This window comes from Cryobacterium sp. TmT2-59 (assembly GCF_004403545.1).
GTDB lineage: Bacteria > Actinomycetota > Actinomycetes > Actinomycetales > Microbacteriaceae > Cryobacterium > Cryobacterium shii.
On sequence record NZ_SOGM01000037.1, the window covers coordinates 1 to 16,942 of the forward strand.

Annotated in this window: 17 protein-coding genes; 5 read left to right on the top strand and 12 right to left on the bottom strand. The window is 66.1% G+C overall.

Annotated features, from left to right (window positions below):
- Window positions 1–236: 236 nt before the first annotated feature.
- Both E3T24_RS06035 and E3T24_RS06040 read left to right on the top strand, forming a co-directional pair.
- On the top strand, window positions 237–524 hold the full coding sequence (locus tag E3T24_RS06035) for a hypothetical protein (RefSeq protein WP_241978635.1): 288 nt from the start codon (window positions 237–239) through the stop codon (window positions 522–524).
- Between the two features lie 141 nt (window positions 525–665).
- Entirely contained in the window at window positions 666–1,850 is a 1,185-nt protein-coding gene (locus E3T24_RS06040) for a DUF6544 family protein (protein WP_134434419.1), read from the top strand.
- On the opposite strand, the gene E3T24_RS06050 is transcribed toward E3T24_RS06040, so the two are convergent.
- Entirely contained in the window at window positions 1,818–2,708 is an 891-nt protein-coding gene (locus tag E3T24_RS06050) for an AAA family ATPase (RefSeq protein ID WP_198418089.1), read from the bottom strand. The genes E3T24_RS06040 and E3T24_RS06050 overlap by 33 nt on opposite strands.
- Window positions 2,705–3,277, bottom strand: coding sequence for a Mu transposase C-terminal domain-containing protein (locus tag E3T24_RS06055; protein ID WP_347232646.1), 573 nt, complete (start codon window positions 3,275–3,277; stop codon window positions 2,705–2,707). The genes E3T24_RS06050 and E3T24_RS06055 overlap by 4 nt, the downstream gene beginning before the upstream one ends.
- A 276-nt stretch (window positions 3,278–3,553) precedes the next feature.
- Here E3T24_RS06055 and E3T24_RS06060 point away from each other — a divergent pair, with 276 nt between their 5' ends.
- Complete coding sequence (locus E3T24_RS06060) at window positions 3,554–3,781, top strand: antibiotic biosynthesis monooxygenase family protein (protein WP_134402501.1); 228 nt, start codon at window positions 3,554–3,556, stop codon at window positions 3,779–3,781.
- Window positions 3,771–3,920 (top strand): hypothetical protein, encoded by a 150-nt coding sequence (locus E3T24_RS17275; RefSeq protein ID WP_160141016.1) that lies wholly within the window; start codon window positions 3,771–3,773, stop codon window positions 3,918–3,920. Before E3T24_RS06060 ends, E3T24_RS17275 begins: the two co-directional genes overlap by 11 nt.
- A gap of 69 nt (window positions 3,921–3,989) precedes the next feature.
- On the opposite strand, the gene arcC is transcribed toward E3T24_RS17275, so the two are convergent.
- From arcC to E3T24_RS06085, 6 genes are all read right to left on the bottom strand, one after another.
- Complete coding sequence (gene arcC / locus E3T24_RS06065; RefSeq protein WP_134365814.1) at window positions 3,990–4,922, bottom strand: carbamate kinase; 933 nt, start codon at window positions 4,920–4,922, stop codon at window positions 3,990–3,992.
- Window positions 4,922–5,923, bottom strand: coding sequence for an ornithine carbamoyltransferase (gene argF / locus E3T24_RS06070; protein WP_104171449.1), 1,002 nt, complete (start codon window positions 5,921–5,923; stop codon window positions 4,922–4,924). The genes arcC and argF overlap by 1 nt, the downstream gene beginning before the upstream one ends.
- Window positions 5,920–7,149, bottom strand: coding sequence for an arginine deiminase (locus E3T24_RS06075; protein WP_134365813.1), 1,230 nt, complete (start codon window positions 7,147–7,149; stop codon window positions 5,920–5,922). The genes argF and E3T24_RS06075 overlap by 4 nt, the downstream gene beginning before the upstream one ends.
- Window positions 7,150–7,182: 33 nt before the next feature.
- Window positions 7,183–8,601 carry an amino acid permease gene (locus tag E3T24_RS06080; protein WP_134365812.1) on the bottom strand — a complete coding sequence of 473 codons (1,419 nt, stop codon included), beginning with the start codon at window positions 8,599–8,601 and terminating at the stop codon, window positions 7,183–7,185.
- A gap of 251 nt (window positions 8,602–8,852) precedes the next feature.
- Complete coding sequence (locus tag E3T24_RS17280; RefSeq protein ID WP_160141017.1) at window positions 8,853–8,990, bottom strand: hypothetical protein; 138 nt, start codon at window positions 8,988–8,990, stop codon at window positions 8,853–8,855.
- A gap of 45 nt (window positions 8,991–9,035) precedes the next feature.
- Window positions 9,036–9,182, bottom strand: coding sequence for a hypothetical protein (locus E3T24_RS06085; protein ID WP_134434420.1), 147 nt, complete (start codon window positions 9,180–9,182; stop codon window positions 9,036–9,038).
- A 138-nt stretch (window positions 9,183–9,320) separates the two neighbouring features.
- Here E3T24_RS06085 and E3T24_RS06090 point away from each other — a divergent pair, with 138 nt between their 5' ends.
- A complete protein-coding gene (locus E3T24_RS06090; RefSeq protein WP_134404351.1) occupies window positions 9,321–9,752 on the top strand; it encodes an Lrp/AsnC family transcriptional regulator in 432 nt (143 codons plus the stop codon).
- A 145-nt stretch (window positions 9,753–9,897) separates the two neighbouring features.
- On the opposite strand, the gene E3T24_RS06095 is transcribed toward E3T24_RS06090, so the two are convergent.
- The 4 genes from E3T24_RS06095 to E3T24_RS06110 form a co-directional block, all read right to left on the bottom strand.
- Window positions 9,898–11,295 carry an IS1380 family transposase gene (locus tag E3T24_RS06095; RefSeq protein WP_134434421.1) on the bottom strand — a complete coding sequence of 466 codons (1,398 nt, stop codon included), beginning with the start codon at window positions 11,293–11,295 and terminating at the stop codon, window positions 9,898–9,900.
- A gap of 198 nt (window positions 11,296–11,493) precedes the next feature.
- Window positions 11,494–11,943 carry a hypothetical protein gene (locus tag E3T24_RS06100; RefSeq protein WP_134405106.1) on the bottom strand — a complete coding sequence of 150 codons (450 nt, stop codon included), beginning with the start codon at window positions 11,941–11,943 and terminating at the stop codon, window positions 11,494–11,496.
- A 244-nt stretch (window positions 11,944–12,187) separates the two neighbouring features.
- A complete protein-coding gene (locus tag E3T24_RS06105) occupies window positions 12,188–14,500 on the bottom strand; it encodes an EAL domain-containing protein (protein WP_134434422.1) in 2,313 nt (770 codons plus the stop codon).
- A gap of 110 nt (window positions 14,501–14,610) precedes the next feature.
- The gene (locus tag E3T24_RS06110) at window positions 14,611–16,926 is read right to left on the bottom strand and encodes an EAL domain-containing protein (protein ID WP_241978637.1); all 2,316 of its coding nucleotides are present in this window, start codon (window positions 16,924–16,926) and stop codon (window positions 14,611–14,613) included.
- Between the last annotated feature and the right edge of the window lie 16 nt (window positions 16,927–16,942).

Sequence of the window (16,942 nt, forward strand, 5' to 3'; positions counted from 1 at the left end):
GGCCTCGACGTCCTCAGCCGCTCACGCCTCACCCTCATCCCGACCGACAAGGAGGAACCCACAACCGAACTCGGCGCCCTCAGCGCCTAGAAATCCAAGAATCACGCGGCAATCCCGTTACACCACACATTTGGACTTGACCCAAGCCTTGCCCGGGTGCGGACCGACTACTAACGTTCTGCACAGTGGGCGATGGTGATTCCTAGCCCCCGTCGAGAGGAGGCGTTATTCCAACCGTGATCGCCCACCATGATGTGAAGGACAAGGATCATTGGTTTGCCTCACCGAAGCGCGAAGAGGTCTTCGGCCCCCTCGGCGTCACTAACATTCGAACGTTTGTCGATCCTCAGAATCCGGCGCAAGTCGCGGTGCTGAGGGACGTCGCCGACTTGGATGTCCTCACGCCCGCGATGCCATCCGAGGCAATGGCCGAAGCGACGGCCTACGACGGCGTGCTGGGCGAGGCCTTGATGATTCTCGTCGAGGCGAAGCACGGGTGCGCGAGAACTGCTTCTCGGGCGTGAAGGACCTCGCCTCGGGTCGCGATGAATGAACGATATCGGCAACTCACCCCACCCCCACGAAAACGAAGGCACACCCATGTCAGGCACCCGAACAAACCGCGTCGAAAACCCTTTCCCCCGCCAGATTCGGGACGCGACCCGATGAGAACCTTCATGCGGTGGATCGTCGTTGTCGTGCTCGTCGGGCACGGTCTCATCCATCTGCTCGGCGCAGCCAAAGGGTTCGGCTGGGCGGAGGTGAAAGCTCTCACCGAGCCGATCGAACCGGCGCTCGGCCTGGTCTGGTTGACCGCCGCGATCGCAGTCATAGCGACCGGTGTGCTGCTCGCAGCCCGCAATCGCATGTGGTGGGTCGCCGGCACCGCGGGCGTCCTGATCTCGCAGACCGCAATCCTGACCTCATGGAGCGACGCCAAAACAGGCACGCTGGCAAACCTCCTGCTGCTGGCCACTCTGGGATACACCTTCGTGTCCCACGGCCCCACGAGTTACCGTGCCGAGTACCGGCGTCGCGTGCAGGCCGCGCTCAGCGAAGCCCAACCGCGCTCCGGCGTGGCCCTGACCGAAGCCGACCTGGCCCACCTGCCAGAGCTGGTCGCCGAGCACGTGCGGCGCTCCGGCGCCGTCGGTCAACCCCGGGTGTCCTCTCTGCGCGCCAAAATTCACGGCCGGATACGTGCCAGCGCCACGTCGCGATGGATGACTTACACCGGCGAGCAGGTCAACACCTACGGGCCCGCGCCCAGCCGGTTGTTCTGGATGGACGCCACGATGTTCGGCCTGCCGGTCGACGTCCTCCACGTCCTCGTCGGGCGCACCGCCACCATGCGCGTCAAGCTGTGCTCGATGCTGCCGATGGCAAATGCTGCAGGGCCGGAGATGGACCGGGCCGAAACCGTGACACTGTTCAACGACCTCTGCATCCTCGCACCCGCGGCGCTCATTGACGCCCCCATCGTCTGGCAGCCCCTCGACGACAACCATGTCCGCGGGGTATTCACCAACGGTGCGCAGACCGTGACCGCCGACCTGACCTTCCGCGACGGCGACCTCGTCGACTTCATCTCCGACGACCGGATGAGCACCACCCCGGACGGCTCCACCTTCACCCCTCAACCCTGGTCGACACCCGTGAGCGACTATCGAACTTTCGGCACCCGGCGACTCGCCACCCGCGGCGAGGGCCGTTGGCATCCCACTGCCCCGCACAACCAGTTCGTGTACTTCGAGTACAACCTCGACACCATCACCTACAACCCCGACGCCGCAGCGGCTAACACGTCGGGCCAAGTTTTACGGGTGCGGAGGCCGAGGCTCCCGAAATGACGGCCTCGGTTTCACGCGCCTTGTACAATCCCTGGTTTGGCCGACGAATCCACTGCGTGCGCGACTGACCTTGACCCCGGAGAGTGGACACGGGTTAAGCGGCGAGTTGGATAGAACTCGGTTTTCAAGGTCACGAAGAAGCTCTCGGCCATGGCGTTGTCCCAGCAGATTCCGGTGTATCCCATCGACCGGGTGATGCCATGTGCGGCGGCGAACTCGGTGATCTGCGCCGACGCGTATTGGGCGGATGTAATCGGTGGTGTCCGCGGCGTTCATCCCGGTGATTGTGTAGCGGGTGGAGATGCGTTGATCCAGCGCCGAGAGCACCGCGAGCTTGAGCCGGCGCCGCAGGGTGGGCTGGCCGATGAGGAGCATCGCGAAGTGTGACCCGGTGTCCATGTCGCTGTTGGTGAGCATGCGGAGCGCTTCGAGGTCGGTGTTGGTGAGCAGGTGGGCTTCATCGATCACGACCAGGGGCAGGCGGGCGCGTTCGTCGAGTTCGCCGGCGAGGAGTTCGGCGGTTTGGGAGGCGAGGACGCCGGAGAAGAACGCGGGGGTGCCGCCGAGCGCGGTGACGATGCGGGTGTGGATGCCGCGCATCGTGATCGTCGGGTCGGGAATGTAGATGACCTGGTGCCGGGACGGCTCGAGGCCGGCGAGGGCAGCACGGACGGCGACGGTTTTGCCGGCGCCGACTTCGCCGCTGATCAAGCCGAGCTGGCGTTGACTGACGCACCAATCAATCCGCGCGATCGCTTCCCGATGCGACGGGTACGGGTTCAAGGCCTGCGGCGGGATATCGCGGGCGAAGGGCATGCGGGTGAAACCGTAGTGCGATTGCAGGGTGTCAATACTCATCGGGCGGCCTCCTGAATGGTCGGCACGAAGACGACCGCGGCCCGTTTCGAGGCGGACGCTCTGACGAAGCTGATCGGTTCCCCGGCCATGGTGCCCTTGTGCCGGGTCTCGACCAGGCGCAGGTAGTCGATGCCGGACGCGGCGTTCTTCGCGCCGGTCTCGGCGGTGTCGGCTGCGGCAGACGCGGCCTTCTTCTGGACGTGGCGGCGGATTTCGCTCAGCACGGCGATGCCGGCCGGGACGCCGCTGCCAGCCGAGACGGTGATCAGCCCGGCGAGGTCGAAGGGGTCATAGATCAGCTCGACGCGTTTGCCGACGAGGAGTTGATCGACTTGATAGGTGTTGGACTGCAACGACACGGTCGCGGACTTCGTCACCGTGCGGATCGCTGACCACTGGAACGCTTCCGCGATATCATCCCGCGATTTCCGCACCGGTTTGCGGCCCACCCAGCTGGCATCCCAGCGTTGCCACGGTGTTTGCCCGGTCGTGGAGTGCACGGCCTGGTGGTAAACCATCTCCACCCACGACGTGAACGACGCATTCAATTCATCCAACGACGTCACCATGCTGCCCACCCCCGCATCGACCTCGCCCGTTTTGGTGTCGACGGTGGTGATCTCGGTGAGGAACTGCGAGTTCACGGTATTGAAGAACCGCTCGATCTTCCCGCGACCCTGAGGTCGGTAAGGTGCTGAGTGTGTCAGCCGGATTCCGAGCTTCGCGCAGGTCCGTGACAAAGACGCAGAAACACGCAAAGCCTCAACTGAACGGTATTGAGGCTAAGCGGGACCCACTGACCTCCCGCCGATTTGGCTCCGGAGCAGGTCTGAGAGGCCGAGGGCATGATCCTTGAGCATGCATTTTTTTCGGTGCTGGCCGGTTCCAAGGTCGAGTTCGAGGCCGCGTTCAATCAAGCGCGTCCTCTGATTGGCGGCCAGCCCGGGTTTCGTTCCTTATCCTTGTCAAGATCAATGGGATCGCCGAACTTATATGATCTTCTTGCGGATTGGGATTCCGTGAAAGCTCAGACGCGAGGATTTCAGCGTCGAGCCACGCACGTTGCTGGTTGAGAAAATCGGCGAACTGATTCGCGTTTTGACTCCAATCGCCAACTTTATTGTCGAGGCCGTTCCTCCTGTCATGACCTGGTTGCGGGAGAAGGCCGCGCTGCCCAACCTGCCGTATACGCGCACCTGCCCGGACCGTTGAGTCGGCCCGGGCAGGTTTCTGTCGTCCCCGTCAGCCGCCGTGGACCGGCGTCGTGGGACCGCGGCGGGGTCAGCGGTAGGCCACGCCGTTGGCTGTCACGGAGACCCGGGTACCCGCGGTTCCGTCCAGGAGCGCGGGCAATTCTGTCAGGGATCCGATGAAGGCGTCGCGACCGGTGTTGCGGGCGAAGTCGATCGCAGCCTCAACCTTGGGTCCCATCGAGCCCGCCGGGAAGTCGAAGTTCGCGAGCGTGTCCGGGTGGACGAGCATGATGGCGCGCTGTTCTGGCGTCCCCCAGCCGGTGTAGACGGCGTCCGCGTCGGTGGCGATCACTAGGGAGTCGGCCTTGAGGTCCCGGGCCAGCACCGCGCTGGCCCGGTCCTTGTCGATCACGGCGTCGACGCCGATGAGTTTGCGGGAGCCGGGCTGGTACATGGTGGGTATGCCACCGCCGCCGGCGCAGATCACCACCGTGTCGGCCTCCACCAGCGTTTTGATCGTGCTCAGCTCGAAGATCCGCTGCGGCATGGGCGAGGGCACCACCCGACGCCAGTGGTCGCCGTCGGGTTTGACGACCCACCCCCGCAGCACCGCCAGGCGACGCGCCTCGTCGGCGTCGTACACCGGCCCGACAAACTTCGTCGGGTCCGTGAACGCCGGGTCCGCCGGGTCCACCTCGGTCATTGTCAGGATCGTCGCGATCGACTTTTCGAACGGGAGTCGGTTGCCGAGTTCTTGTTCGATCATGTACCCGATCATTCCCTCGGTCTGGGCGCCCAAGACGTCGAAAGGATACTCGGACGTGTGGTCGTAGGCGGCCGCCTGGAGCGCGAGCAGCCCGACCTGCGGCCCGTTGCCGTGGGAGATCACCAGCTGATGCTCCTGGGCGATTGGCGCCAGCGCGGCGCACGCCTTGGCGACGTTGGCACGCTGGTTTTGCACCGTCATCGGGGCGCCGCGCTCCTGGAGCGCGTTGCCGCCGAGAGCGACCACGATGCGCATCAGGAACCCAGGGTGGCGACCATGATCGCCTTGATCGAGTGCATCCGGTTCTCGGCCTGAGCGAACACGATGGAGCTGGACGACTCGAACACCTCGTCCGTGACCTCGAGCTCGCCGAGGCCGGTCTGCTTGAACAGCTGTTCCCCGACGGCCGTGTTCCGGTCGTGGAACGCCGGCAGGCAGTGCATGAACTTGACGTCGGGGTTGCTGGTCTTAGCCAAGACGTCCGCGGTGACCTGGTAGGGAAGCAGGGCGGCGATGCGTTCGTCCCAAGTTTCCTTGGGCTCGCCCATGGAGACCCAGATGTCGGTGTAGATGAAGTCGACCCCGGCCACGCCCTCGGCGACGTCCTCAGTGTGGGTCAGCCGCGCGCCCGTGCTCTCGGCGATCGTCTGGGCGGCCGCGATCACATCGTCGGTGTTCCACAGCTGGCGGGGGGCCACGATGCGCACGTCCATGCCCATCAGCGCCCCTGCCACCAGCAGCGAGTTCGCGACGTTGTTGTGCGCGTCTCCGAGGTACGCGAAGGCGATCTCGTGGTCGTTCTTGGTGGAGTGCTCGCGCATCGTGAGCATGTCGCACAGCGCCTGGGTGGGATGCCACTCGTCCGTCAACCCGTTCCACACTGGCACACCCGACGATGCGGCCAGCGTCTCGACGTTGGTCTGCGCCGAGCCGCGATACTCGATGGCGTCGAACATCCCGCCCAGCACCCGCGCGGTGTCCTTAACGGACTCCTTGTGCCCCATCTGTGACCCGCTCGGATCGAGGTAGGTCACGTGGGCGCCCTGGTCGTGCGCGGCGACCTCCATGGCGCAGCGGGTCCGGGTGGAGGTCTTCTCGAAGATGAGGGCGATGTTCTTCCCGGTTAGCCGCGGCAGCTCAGTGCCGGCGTATTTGGCTGCCTTGAGGTCCGCGGCCAGCCCGAGGAGGAACTTCCATTCCTTCGGGGTGAAGTCGACTTCCTTAAGGAAACTCCGGTTGTGCAGGTTAAAGCTCACAGGATCACCGCATCTCTTTCGATTGGACAGGACAGACATCGCGGACCGCCGCGGCCGCGGCCGAGCTCGGATCCCACGACGGGTACGACTTCGATGCCCTCGTCGGCGAGGTATCGATTGGCGGTCGTGTTCCGCTCATAGCCCAGCACGACGCCGGGGGAAACGGCGAGGAAGTTGTTCCCATCGTTCCACTGCTCTCGCTGCGCACCCGCGCGATCGATTGGGGTGCGCAGGACCCGGACCTTGTCGACGCCGAGGGCCTCGGCCACGAGAGGAAACAGGTCCGTGTGCTCCGTAATGTCGTAGTCGCCGCCGGACCCCACCGGGGTGAGCATGAACGCGCGCAGCGTCTCGGGCAGGTACGGATAAACGGAGAACGCGTCGCTGTCGACCATTGTCATGGCGGTGTCCAAGTGCATGAACGCTCGCTCCTTCGGCAGCTCGACGACGATCACCTGGCGGACATGGCCGCCTTGGAAGAGCAGTCGGGCCAGTGTCTCGACCCCCTGGGGTGAGGTCCGCTCGCCCATCCCGATCATCAGCACCCCATTACCGATCACGAGCACGTCGCCGCCCTCGACGGTAGCGGGCTCGTGGGGCAGGGAATCGTCGCCGTAGACGATCTCCAGCCCGGCGTCGCGGAACATCGGGTGGAACTTGTAGATCAGGCGGGAGTTGATGGTCTCGCGTTTGCGGGCCTGCTTGGCCATCGGGTTGATGCTCAGGGCGCCGTAGATCCAGGCCGAGTTATCGCGCTGGAACAGGTGGTTCGGCAGAGGCCGCAGCAGGAAGTCGTCGATGCCGAGGGACTCCATCAGAAGGCTGGGCGTGTGCAGCATCGGCATGACGTCACTCTTGAGCACGCCCCCGATCAGGAGCTCGGAAAGCACCTCCGACGACGTTTGGTCGACGATCCGCTCCAGCGGCTTGTCCAGCGCGGGCCCGAACCGGATGGCCGTGGTCAGACACTTCTGCAGGAACTCCCGGGCACCCGGCGCGTCCAGCGCCGCGGCGAGCAGTTCGCGGAAGTAGTGCACCGTCACGTTGCGCTCTCTGAGCTGGCCGACGAACGCGTCGTGCTCCTCCCTAGCCCGATCGGCCCACATGACGTCGTCGAAGAGCAGGTCGTCGACGTTGTCCGGGGTCAGCCGGCTGAGCTCGAGACCCGGGCGGTGGACGATCACCTGGCGCAGCACTCCTACTTCGGATTCAACACGAAATGGCATGGCTATTCCTTACTATATTGATGGTGTAAATGCTCAGCGGTACTCGGGCACGGGGGCCGGCTTAGTCATCCGGTGCCGCTGCGCAAGGTAGACCGGGATCCCGACGACGAACGCGCCGCCGGCCATCAGGAACGGGCCCCAGACGACGTACCACAAGTCGCTGGTGTTCCTGGAGTAGTAGATGAAGGCGACCGAGAAGATCAGCGCCACGACCGCCACCGACACATCGAACGCGAACCTCGACGTGTGGACTGGGTGGCTGTCCCGCCAACGCCACTTGATCTGGGCCAAGGCGGAGAATGCGTAGGGCACGGCCGCCGTGATCCCGGTCATCAGGACCAGGGTGGTAAACACCGTTGAGCCGCTGGTTCCCAGATAGCTGATCACCACGGCGACCGAAGCCAGCGCGGTGGACGCGATGATCCCGAAGGCCGGAACCCGGCGCCGCGACAGGCTCCCGAACCGCGCCGGGAACAGCCCGTCCTTCGCGGCAGCCAACGGCATCTCCGCGCAGATCATTGTCCAGCCGTTCAGCGCGCCGATACCGGAGACGATGACGGCCAACGCCACCAAGTCCCCGGCCCAGGAACCGCCGCCGACGATCGAGTTGGCCGCGACGGAGTAGGACGCCTTGTTCACGTCCATAGCCAACTGCGAGGCGGGCACGATGCCGAACACGGCAACCATCGACAGCAGGTAGACGATGGCGCTAGCGAGCGTGCCGTAGATGGTCGCCTTCGGGACATTCCGTTCGGGATCGCGGACCTTCGCCGCGGCAACGGCCGCGGTCTCGACGCCCAAATAGCTGAACAGTGCGATCGCCATCGCTCCACCGATCGCCGACAGGCTGCTGTCACCGCTGAGGTTCCACGGCGTGAAGTTCCCCGCCTTGATGAAGAACAACCCGACGGTCGACATGATGGCCAGCGGAATGAACTTCAACACCGTCGTCCAGACTTGGACCGAACCCATCGCGTGCACGCCAGTCAGGTTGATCACGGCCGGGATCCACAACCCGACGAGGGCAATCAGGATGGACCAGCCGACCGCGCCGTCCTTGTTTAGGAAGTGCTCGACGTAGTACACCCAGCCGACGACGATCGCCGCGTTGCCCGCCCATGCCGTGATCCAGTAGGACCAGGCGTTAACGAACCCGGCCGCGTTGCCGAACCCTGAGCGTGCATAGGCATACGGTCCGCCGGCAGCCGGCAGGCGTCGCGACATCACCGCGAACATCAGCGCAAGCGCGACCGCCCCGACGGTGGCGAGGCCCATGGCGACCAGGCTGATCGGGCCATACGCCGATAATGCGTAGGGCAGCGAGAAGATGCCGACACCGATGATACTGCCCATAATCAGTGCAGTCGACTGAGGCAGGGACAGGGCGCGCTCGGTTGTGCGCCCCTCGGGCTCGGTCGGGACAGACCCGACCTCGGACCTTGGTTGGACCATGATGACCTCCGGCGTTGATACGGATATGTGACATCCGATCGTCAGGTCGAAAGATTTCCGGGCTTAGCAGCCGAGGGAACTAAGTGACGAGTTCACGGATGTTCTTGAAATGGATGTTCTTGAAATCTGCCGTGCATTTCGGTGGAGCGTGTCAGAAACCGACGCAGGGCAATGCCTGATCAGATTTTAAAAACGCAGTGGTTGAACTTAACATTGACGGCACGCCGATCACCGCCCCAAAGAGCCAGCGCTTACGGCCGAGCAGAAATCGAGACAATAGCGTCAGCGACCAGACCGAAAAGGTTCTTGGGATCGAAGGGACCGGCGATCGGATCGAGTTCGACGAAGAATGAGGCACCGGCGACTGAATCGCGCAGGTAGCGCAGCACCGAAAAGTCCTCGATGACAAAATCGACCGAGTCGAAGATGGCGATCTAGTCGTAGTGAGTGCGCCCCGCCTCCTGGGTCTCATCAGTAGTGGAGGTCGTGATGATGTCGGCGCCCGCCACCGCGTCCCGCACGCTCGTTACCACGACGATGTCGAAGCCGAACGGCCGGGCGGTGATGTTCTTTACGTTCATAAAACGCACCACGACAACCTTCTTTTTGTTTTCTGTAATTAGCCTATGACCAGGCAATGTGAACGCGTAACGAGCAGAACGAGCAGATATGTTCCATTAATCTTTCAAGATGGTTCCCCTGGCTGTACAGTGTGAATCATGCATACGCTCGATGACCTCGATCGCCGCCTAATCGGCGCGCTGCGGGCGGACGGGCGAACCCCCGTCACCACGCTTGCCCATGACCTCGGAGTCACGAGGGCAACGGTGAACATCCGGCTGCAGCGGCTTCTGGACTCGGGCACCGTCATCGGATTCTCCGTCCGGGTTCGCGAAGAGCGGGATCCCGACTCAATCCGGGCGATCGCGCTCATCGAGGTCGAGGGGCGTTCAACAGATCGGGCGATCAGCCAACTTCGCGGCTTTCCCGAAGTCCGGGCGCTACACACCACGAACGGCGGCTGGGACCTGGTGGCCGAGATCCGGACCGACACGCTGAGCAACTTCGACCGGCTACTCGGCCAGATTCGCTCCGTCGAGGGCGTCGTTAACAGCGAGACGAGTCTGCTGCTCAGTTCGACGCTGTCCTAAGCCTCATTCCACCGACCGGCTGAGGTTGGGAGTCGTTTTCTGATTTGAGTTGCGGCGGCGTGCTGGGGCGTGGTTGTGCGCTGAGCCTCGCTGCTCGCGTTGTTCCACTTGGTTTCCAGGGTGTGCCCGGGTCGGGGCGGGCGGGTCAGGTCGGGGTTGGGCTCGGTGGTGCGAAGGCGTGGTCGAAGAGGTGGGCCCAGCCGGTTTCCCAGGGCCAGTTCTCGGGCAGGTGCAGTGTGATGCGCCGGGCTGACGAGGCGGTCCTCGCGGGGATGTTGATCAGTTTCCGGCGGATGGTCGCGGTCGTGGCCCGGGCCAGACCGGTGCCGGCGGTCACCGCGGCGGCGCGGGTGAGGTTGAAAGCGATGACGGCCAGGGCCAGCCAGGCCGCGTTGGCTGCGAACACACCGGAGGGCAGGTGGGCCAGGGCGCTGTTCTTCAGGTCGGAATTCACGAGGTCGATGGCCGCATGGGCGCGGTGGGTTTTATCCGCGGTGACCGTGTCCAGGGTGCTGGTGGTGAAGAACGCGTGGAAGCGGTGCAGGTCGAAGAGTGTGGTCTGGCCGGCGAGTTTCTGCTTGTTCAGCTCCGGGATCCGGCGCACGACGAGGCGACCGAGGATGTGGTCCGCTTTCTTCCGTGAGGTGAACGCGGTGTAGGGGATCTCGGCGACCTCGGCGTCGGAGATCCAGGTTCGGGTGTCCTCGTCGAAGATCGCATGGGTGTACTTGATCGGCGTCCACCCGGTTGCCGGGATGGCCGCGATGCGCTTCCTGACGGCGGAATCGAGGCGGGCAGTGACAGAGACGTCCGCGCCGCCAGCCATAGCGGCGTGGATGGCCACGAAAGTGTAGAACGCGGAATCGGCGCGGAACAGGACCCGGGCGGTTCCTATCCCGGGCAGGCGGCTGAGGGTGGCGAGGGCGTCGCGGATCAGCCGGGTCGCGCCGTGCGGGGACGAGGCGGCGCCCCGGCGCAGGCGTTGGGCGAGGATGATCGGGGTGCCGGTGGCCGTCTTCACAGTGGCGAGGATCGCGTTGAGCCCGCGGACGCCGGAGTAGCCGAAGCTGGCGCCTTGTTTCTGGTGCCCGTGGACCTCGATGATGGTGTCGTCCACGTCCAGGAACACATAGTCGCCATCGGGTTCCGGGCTGATCAGAGGGCTCAGAGCGGCGAGACTGATCAGGAACCGGGACGCGATCGCGTCCAGCTGACGCACATGGCCAAAGGTGAACGCGCGCAGGAACGACCCGAGCGTTGACGGGGCATAAAGCTGGGCGAAGAGTTTCCGCATCCCGCCGTGACGGAGCAAGGTCATGTCATCAATGGCATCCGCACCGGCGAGCATCCCGGCAACCAGCGAGTCGACCTTCAGGCCGGCGTTCGCACCCTTGTCGGTGGCTACGCTCAACCACCTGTCGGCCAGGCTAAGCAGGCCTGCTTTCTCGGCCAGTTTCATCGCGGGCACCAAACCCGCCGACGAAACGAGGTTGGAACCATCGAATGACGCGGACACGGCGGCGGCGGTGTGCGAAACTTGCATCTACGAGATGCCCTTCTGACTCAGTGAATTGTGACTGTGGTAAGTAACAATTTTCCCTGATAAGACGGGCATTCTCTGTTTAACGCGCCGCTAAATCCCAATCCCGTAAGCGATGGCAACCAACGTCGTTTTTCCGAGAAGGGAGCACCTGCAGGGCACGACCCGACCGCAGACGGTCTTGAAGATCCCCTGACCCAGCTAACACGGAATCTTGGTGTACGGGCGTCCCTTATCGTCGATTGACGTGCCGTTAGGTCCATAGGCCCGACACCCCGTGTACTTATCGACGCTCCCCGAGGACGGCGGGGGGATTACCGGAGCGGGGACAGAGGCAGCTCGCTCCTCTGCCGCAGCGCGCGCATCGTCCGCCGCTTGTGCGTCAGCCGCAGCCTGCGCATCCGCTGCAGCTTGTGCTGCTGCGGCGGCCTGGGCGTCAGCCGCGGCCTGGGCAGCGGCAGCGGCAGCATCGTCAGCCGCTTTCTTGACGACCGCAGCTTCGCGGGCCAACGCGGCCGTCTCGACAGAAGTTAGTTTCTTCTTGAGCGAGACGGCGCTCTTGTTAAAGCTCCGGAGGGACTTTGAGTGATTCAGTTCTGGAGTCTTGAGCAGGATGGCTATGGAAATGGGTGGTTCGTCGAGATCGATCAACCGCTACGTCGCCCGCGAAATATACCGCGTCCTGCAAAACCCACGGCCCGGCCTGCTAACCAACGACCTGGCCTGCTAACCAACGACCTGCGTCCACGGCGCCTCGCATTGCACCTCACCCAGACCGCAGTAGCACTCGAGCTGAGCGCCTGGCCCAAAGCCATCTCGCGGATTGAACGCGGCGCCACCCAAGATCGAGTCCTTTCTGAGCGCTACCGCACATGGCTCAGTGAACAACCGAAAGTCAGCGCTTGACAACAATAGGAGCATCAAATTCCGTATCGGAGCGGGAATCGGCGACGCTCAGCTCGCGGGCGGCGAGCCACTCGTCCAACCGGGCGGCCGGCAGGGGCCGCGACATGTGGAAGCCCTGCGCCTCATCGCAGCCGTAGCCGCGGAGCATCTCGTAGGCGAGCGCATCCTCGACTCCCTCCGCGACCAGGCTCAGGCCGAGGCTGTGTCCCAGGTGGATGATGGACGCCACCAGCGCCGCGGCCCGGTCGTCGCCGGCCATCCGCATGATGAAGGACTTGTCGAGCTTGAGTTCGTCGATCGGCAGGTCCCTGAGGTAGGCGAGGGAGCTGTACCCGGTGCCGAAATCGTCCACGGCGATACGGATGCCGCTGGCCTGCAGCCGTTCCAGCACATCCCTGGCCCGGTCCCGGTCGGCCATCAGGAAGTCCTCGGTGATCTCGAGCATCAGGTCCGAGTGCGAGAGTCCCCGCAGCGAGAGCATGGCGTCGATCCGTTCGGGAAAATCCGCCTCGATCAGGGAACTGGGCGACATGTTGACGGCGACGGTCAGCGGCGTGCCCTGCGCCCGCCAGGCGCCGGCCTGGTCCAGCGCCGTGCAGAGCACGATTCGAGTCAGCTCGCGCATCAGCCCGGCTTCCTCGGCCAGGGTCAGGAACGCGTCGGGGGCCAGGAGCCCCCGACTAGGGTGCTGCCACCGCACGAGGGCCTCCACGCCGAGCACCTCGCCGGAGCCCAGCGCGATCTTGGGCTGGTAGTGCAGCACCAGCTGGTCATGGGTCAACGCCAGGCGCAGCTCCTCCAGCAGCCGAAGCCGGGCGTCGCCGTGACTGTCGTCGGCTCCGTTGAAGACGTGGTGTCCGCTGCGCGCGGACTTGGCCTTGTACATGGCCATGTCGGCCTTGCGTAGCAGCGCCTTGAGGTCATCGCCCTGGTCGGGGAACAGGGCGATGCCGATGCTGACCTTGGTCTCCAGCGCGATGCCCTCGAGCGTGAACGGCTCGGCCAGCACCTGGTCCAGCTGCCGGGCCACGGCCACGGCGCTCTCCTGGTCGGCTCCGTCGAGCAGCACCGCGAACTCGTCCCCGCCCAGCCGAGCGAGCAGGTCGCCCGCCCGCAGCCGCCGACTCAGCCGAGACCCCACCTGCACCAGCAGCAGGTCGCCGACGTCGTGCCCGAGGCTGTCGTTGACCTCCTTGAACCGGTCCAGGTCGAGCAGCAGCAGCGCGCACGGCCGGCTGGTGCCCGGCGCGAGGCGGACGAGGGCTTCGGCTCGGAGGGCCCGCCGGTTCGGCAGCCCGGTCAGGTCGTCCGTGCTGGCCTGGCGCCGCAGGTCGGCCATCCGTCCGATCTGGCGGGACGCCAGCTGGGTGCGGACCGCACCGAGCACCAGGGTCACCGCGGCGAGGATCACGGCCGGCGGCGAGATGGGCACCTGGGTGCCGAGGACTAGGACCCCCATACCCGCCACCGTGGCCAGCCCGGGAACCAGGAGCGTCCACGCGCCGGTCAGCGGGCGACTGGGCCGGGAGCCGGGACGCGCGAGGTCGCCCGCCCAGACCGCGATCAGCGCCATCCCGAGCGCCCAGCCCGCATCCGTGGGCGTGCCGACCCGATAGGTGTCACCGGCCACCTCGAACGCGTAGGACACGTCGGTCGCCGTGAAGGCGAGCAGCCCGAGTACGAAGAGGGACCAGCGGCCGCCGACGTCGAGCCCTCGTACCGCCGCGATGCCGGTGATCACCGAGATGAGCAGCAGGTCGAGCAGCGGGTACCCGGCCGCGATCGCGGAGGCCAGGGACATCGGCCCGGTCACGGCGGACTCGATGATCGGGTTGAGCCCCACGGCGAGAACGGATGCCGCGCCGAGCGATCCGATGGCGCCGTCGACCAGGACCGACCGCGGCAGTTCCCCGCGCTGGCGGTGCGCCAGCACGGCCAGCCCGGCCAGGATCAGTGGGTAGAACAGCAGGTAACCGATGTCCGCCAACGACGGGAACGGCAGCGCATCCGAGCCGAGCGCCACGAAGTAGCTGTAGCCGACCGCGAAAGCGGTGACGCCCGCCGCAACCAGCGCCAGCTGCAGCCGCCCGGTGTCGGCGCGGAGCACGGCCGCCCAGCACACCAGCGCGGGCAGCCACTGCGTCGAAGTGCCCAGCCAGCCATTGACCAGGGGGCTGAACCCGGAGCCCTGCAGGAGCAGACCGGCCAAGTAGGCGGCCAGGAGCAGCCACATGAAGCGGATCAGCCAGGAAGCCGGCCGGGGCCGATGGACGTCGGGCCGGTCGGAGCCGGGAGCGTTCACGTGTATCGCTCCCCCCGCTTGCCGTTGTCTTCACGCTAGCGGAGGCCGCCGGAGGGCCAGAGCCACGGGCGTCGTGCGGCACACCCCAGAACGGGGGTGGGCGGCTGGGATCAGCCCGCGGGTTCGGCGGCGGGGCTGAGTGTCCGCCGCCGGGCCGGGGCGCCCACTGCGGCGTCCGCTTCGCGGTCGGTGAGCCATCGATCGAGCTGGTCCGGGGGAACCGGCCTCGACATGAAGTACCCCTGGCCCTCGTCACAGCCGTAGCCGGCCAGGACCGCGAAGGCCTCCCCGTCTTCGATCCCCTCCGCCACCATCGTCAGGCCCAGGCTGTGGGCCAGGACCACGGTCGAGGAGACCAGGGCCGAGGCGCGGGCATCCGCCGTCATCGGGGTCACGAACGACCGGTCCAGCTTGAGCTGGTCGATGGGCAGGTCGCGCAGATAGGCGAGGGAGCTGTAACCGGTGCCGAAATCATCGACGGCGATCCGGATGCCCTGGCTCCGCACCCGGGTGAGGATGTCGTGGGCTCGGCCTCGGTCCGACATCAGGAAATCCTCGGTGACCTCCACCTGCAGCGCCGAAGCCGGCAGGCCGCGCGTTCGGAGCATCTCCCCGATCCGTTCGGGCAGGCTCTCGTCGACCAGCGAGCTGGCCGAGAAGTTGACGGCCACGGACAGGGGCTTTCCGCTCCGGTGCCAGCGTGCCGCCTGGTTCAGCGCCTCGGCCAGCACCACCTGGGTCAGGTCGTGCATGAGGCCGGATTCCTCGACCACGGCCAGGAAGGCATCCGGATAGAGCAGCCCGCGGGTGGGGTGCTGCCACCGCACGAGCGCCTCGACCCCCCGCACGGCACCGCTCTGCAGGTCGATCTTCGGTTGGTAGTGCAACACGAACTCGTCGTCGACCAGCGCGCTGCGCAGCTCCTCCAGGGTGCGCAGCCGCTTGTCCCCGTGACTGTCGTCGATGGGGCGGTAGACGTGGTGTCCCGTGCGGGAGGACTTGGCCTTGTACATCGCCATGTCCGCCTTGCGCAGCAGCACCGTGAGGTCGGCACCCTGCTGCGGGAACAGGGCGATGCCGACGCTGGCGGTGGTCGTCAGGGCGATCCCGGCCAGGGTGAACGGTACCGCGAGCGCGTCCCGCAGGGTGACGGCGACCACCTCCGCCTCGGCCTCGCCCGCCCCGTCGAGCAGGATCGCGAATTCGTCGCCGCCGAGCCGGGCCAGCAGGTCTCCGGCGCCCGCCAGTTGCGCCAGCCGCGCGCTGACCTGTAGGAGGAGCCGGTCCCCGGCGTCGTGGCCGAGACTGTCGTTGACCTCCTTGAACCGGTCCAGGTCCAGCAGGAGCAGGGCGCGGCGGCCCCCGTCCTCCAAGAGCCCGGGGACATCCGCGTAGAGTGCCCGCCGGTTCAGCAGGCCGGTCAGTTCGTCGGTGCGGGTCTGCGCGAGCAGGTTCACCGTGCGCCGCAGCTCGCCGAACGCGACAATGGTGCGAATCGACGCTCCGACGAGGGCCAGGCTGGCCAGCACCACCGCGGTGACGGGCACCCGCACCTGGCTGGCCAGCACCAGCACCGCGATGCCGCACACAGTGGCCATCGAGGGCACCACCATCGCCCACGCACCGCGAACCGGAGGGGCCGCCTCCGCCCGGGACGCCGTCGACCCGCGCAGCCAGACTGCCACGAGCAGGAGGCCGACGGTCCAGCCCAGGTCCAGCGGGGTGCCGATCACGTAGCCGGGGCCGGTGGCCCGGAAGGCGAACAGGCAGTCGGCGACCGTGAAGATCAGCAGGCCGAGGATCAGCTGGTTCCAGTTGCGGCCGACGCTCAGGCCGTGCGCCGCGGCGATGCCCGTGACCACGGCCACCATGGTCAGGTCCCAGGACGGGTAGGCCACCGCCAGCAGCGCCTCCGGCGACGACGCACCGCTCCCGGCGGCCAGGATCGGGCCGACGACGACCGACAGCACGGCGGCCGCGCCGAAGACCCCGACGGCGCTGTCGAGCGTCACCAGCCAGGAGAGAGTGCGCAGCTGCCGGTAGACCAGCACGAAGAGCGCCGCCAGGATCAGGGGGTTGAACACCAGATGGCCCACGTCTGCCCCCGACGGGAACGGATGCGGAGCGGCGGCATCCGTTGTCAGCAGGTAGGTGGCGTGACCGGCGGCGAAGGCGGTCACGGCCGTGGCCACCAGCGGCTCGAGGACGCGCCCGGAACCGGCCCGTCGCACCTCCACCCAGCAGAGCACGACCGCCGCCCACTGGGCGAGCACGTTCAACCAGCCGCTGACCGCGCTCGGCGGGCCGAAGCCGGTGAGCAGAGACGCGACGGCCGCGCCGGCCACCAGCGTCCACGCCAGCCAGAGCAGGAGGGTGGCAGGGCCGCGGGGGCGGATCGGCGCCGTCAGCGCGCGCACTCCAAGCATCCCCACTCGATCGCCT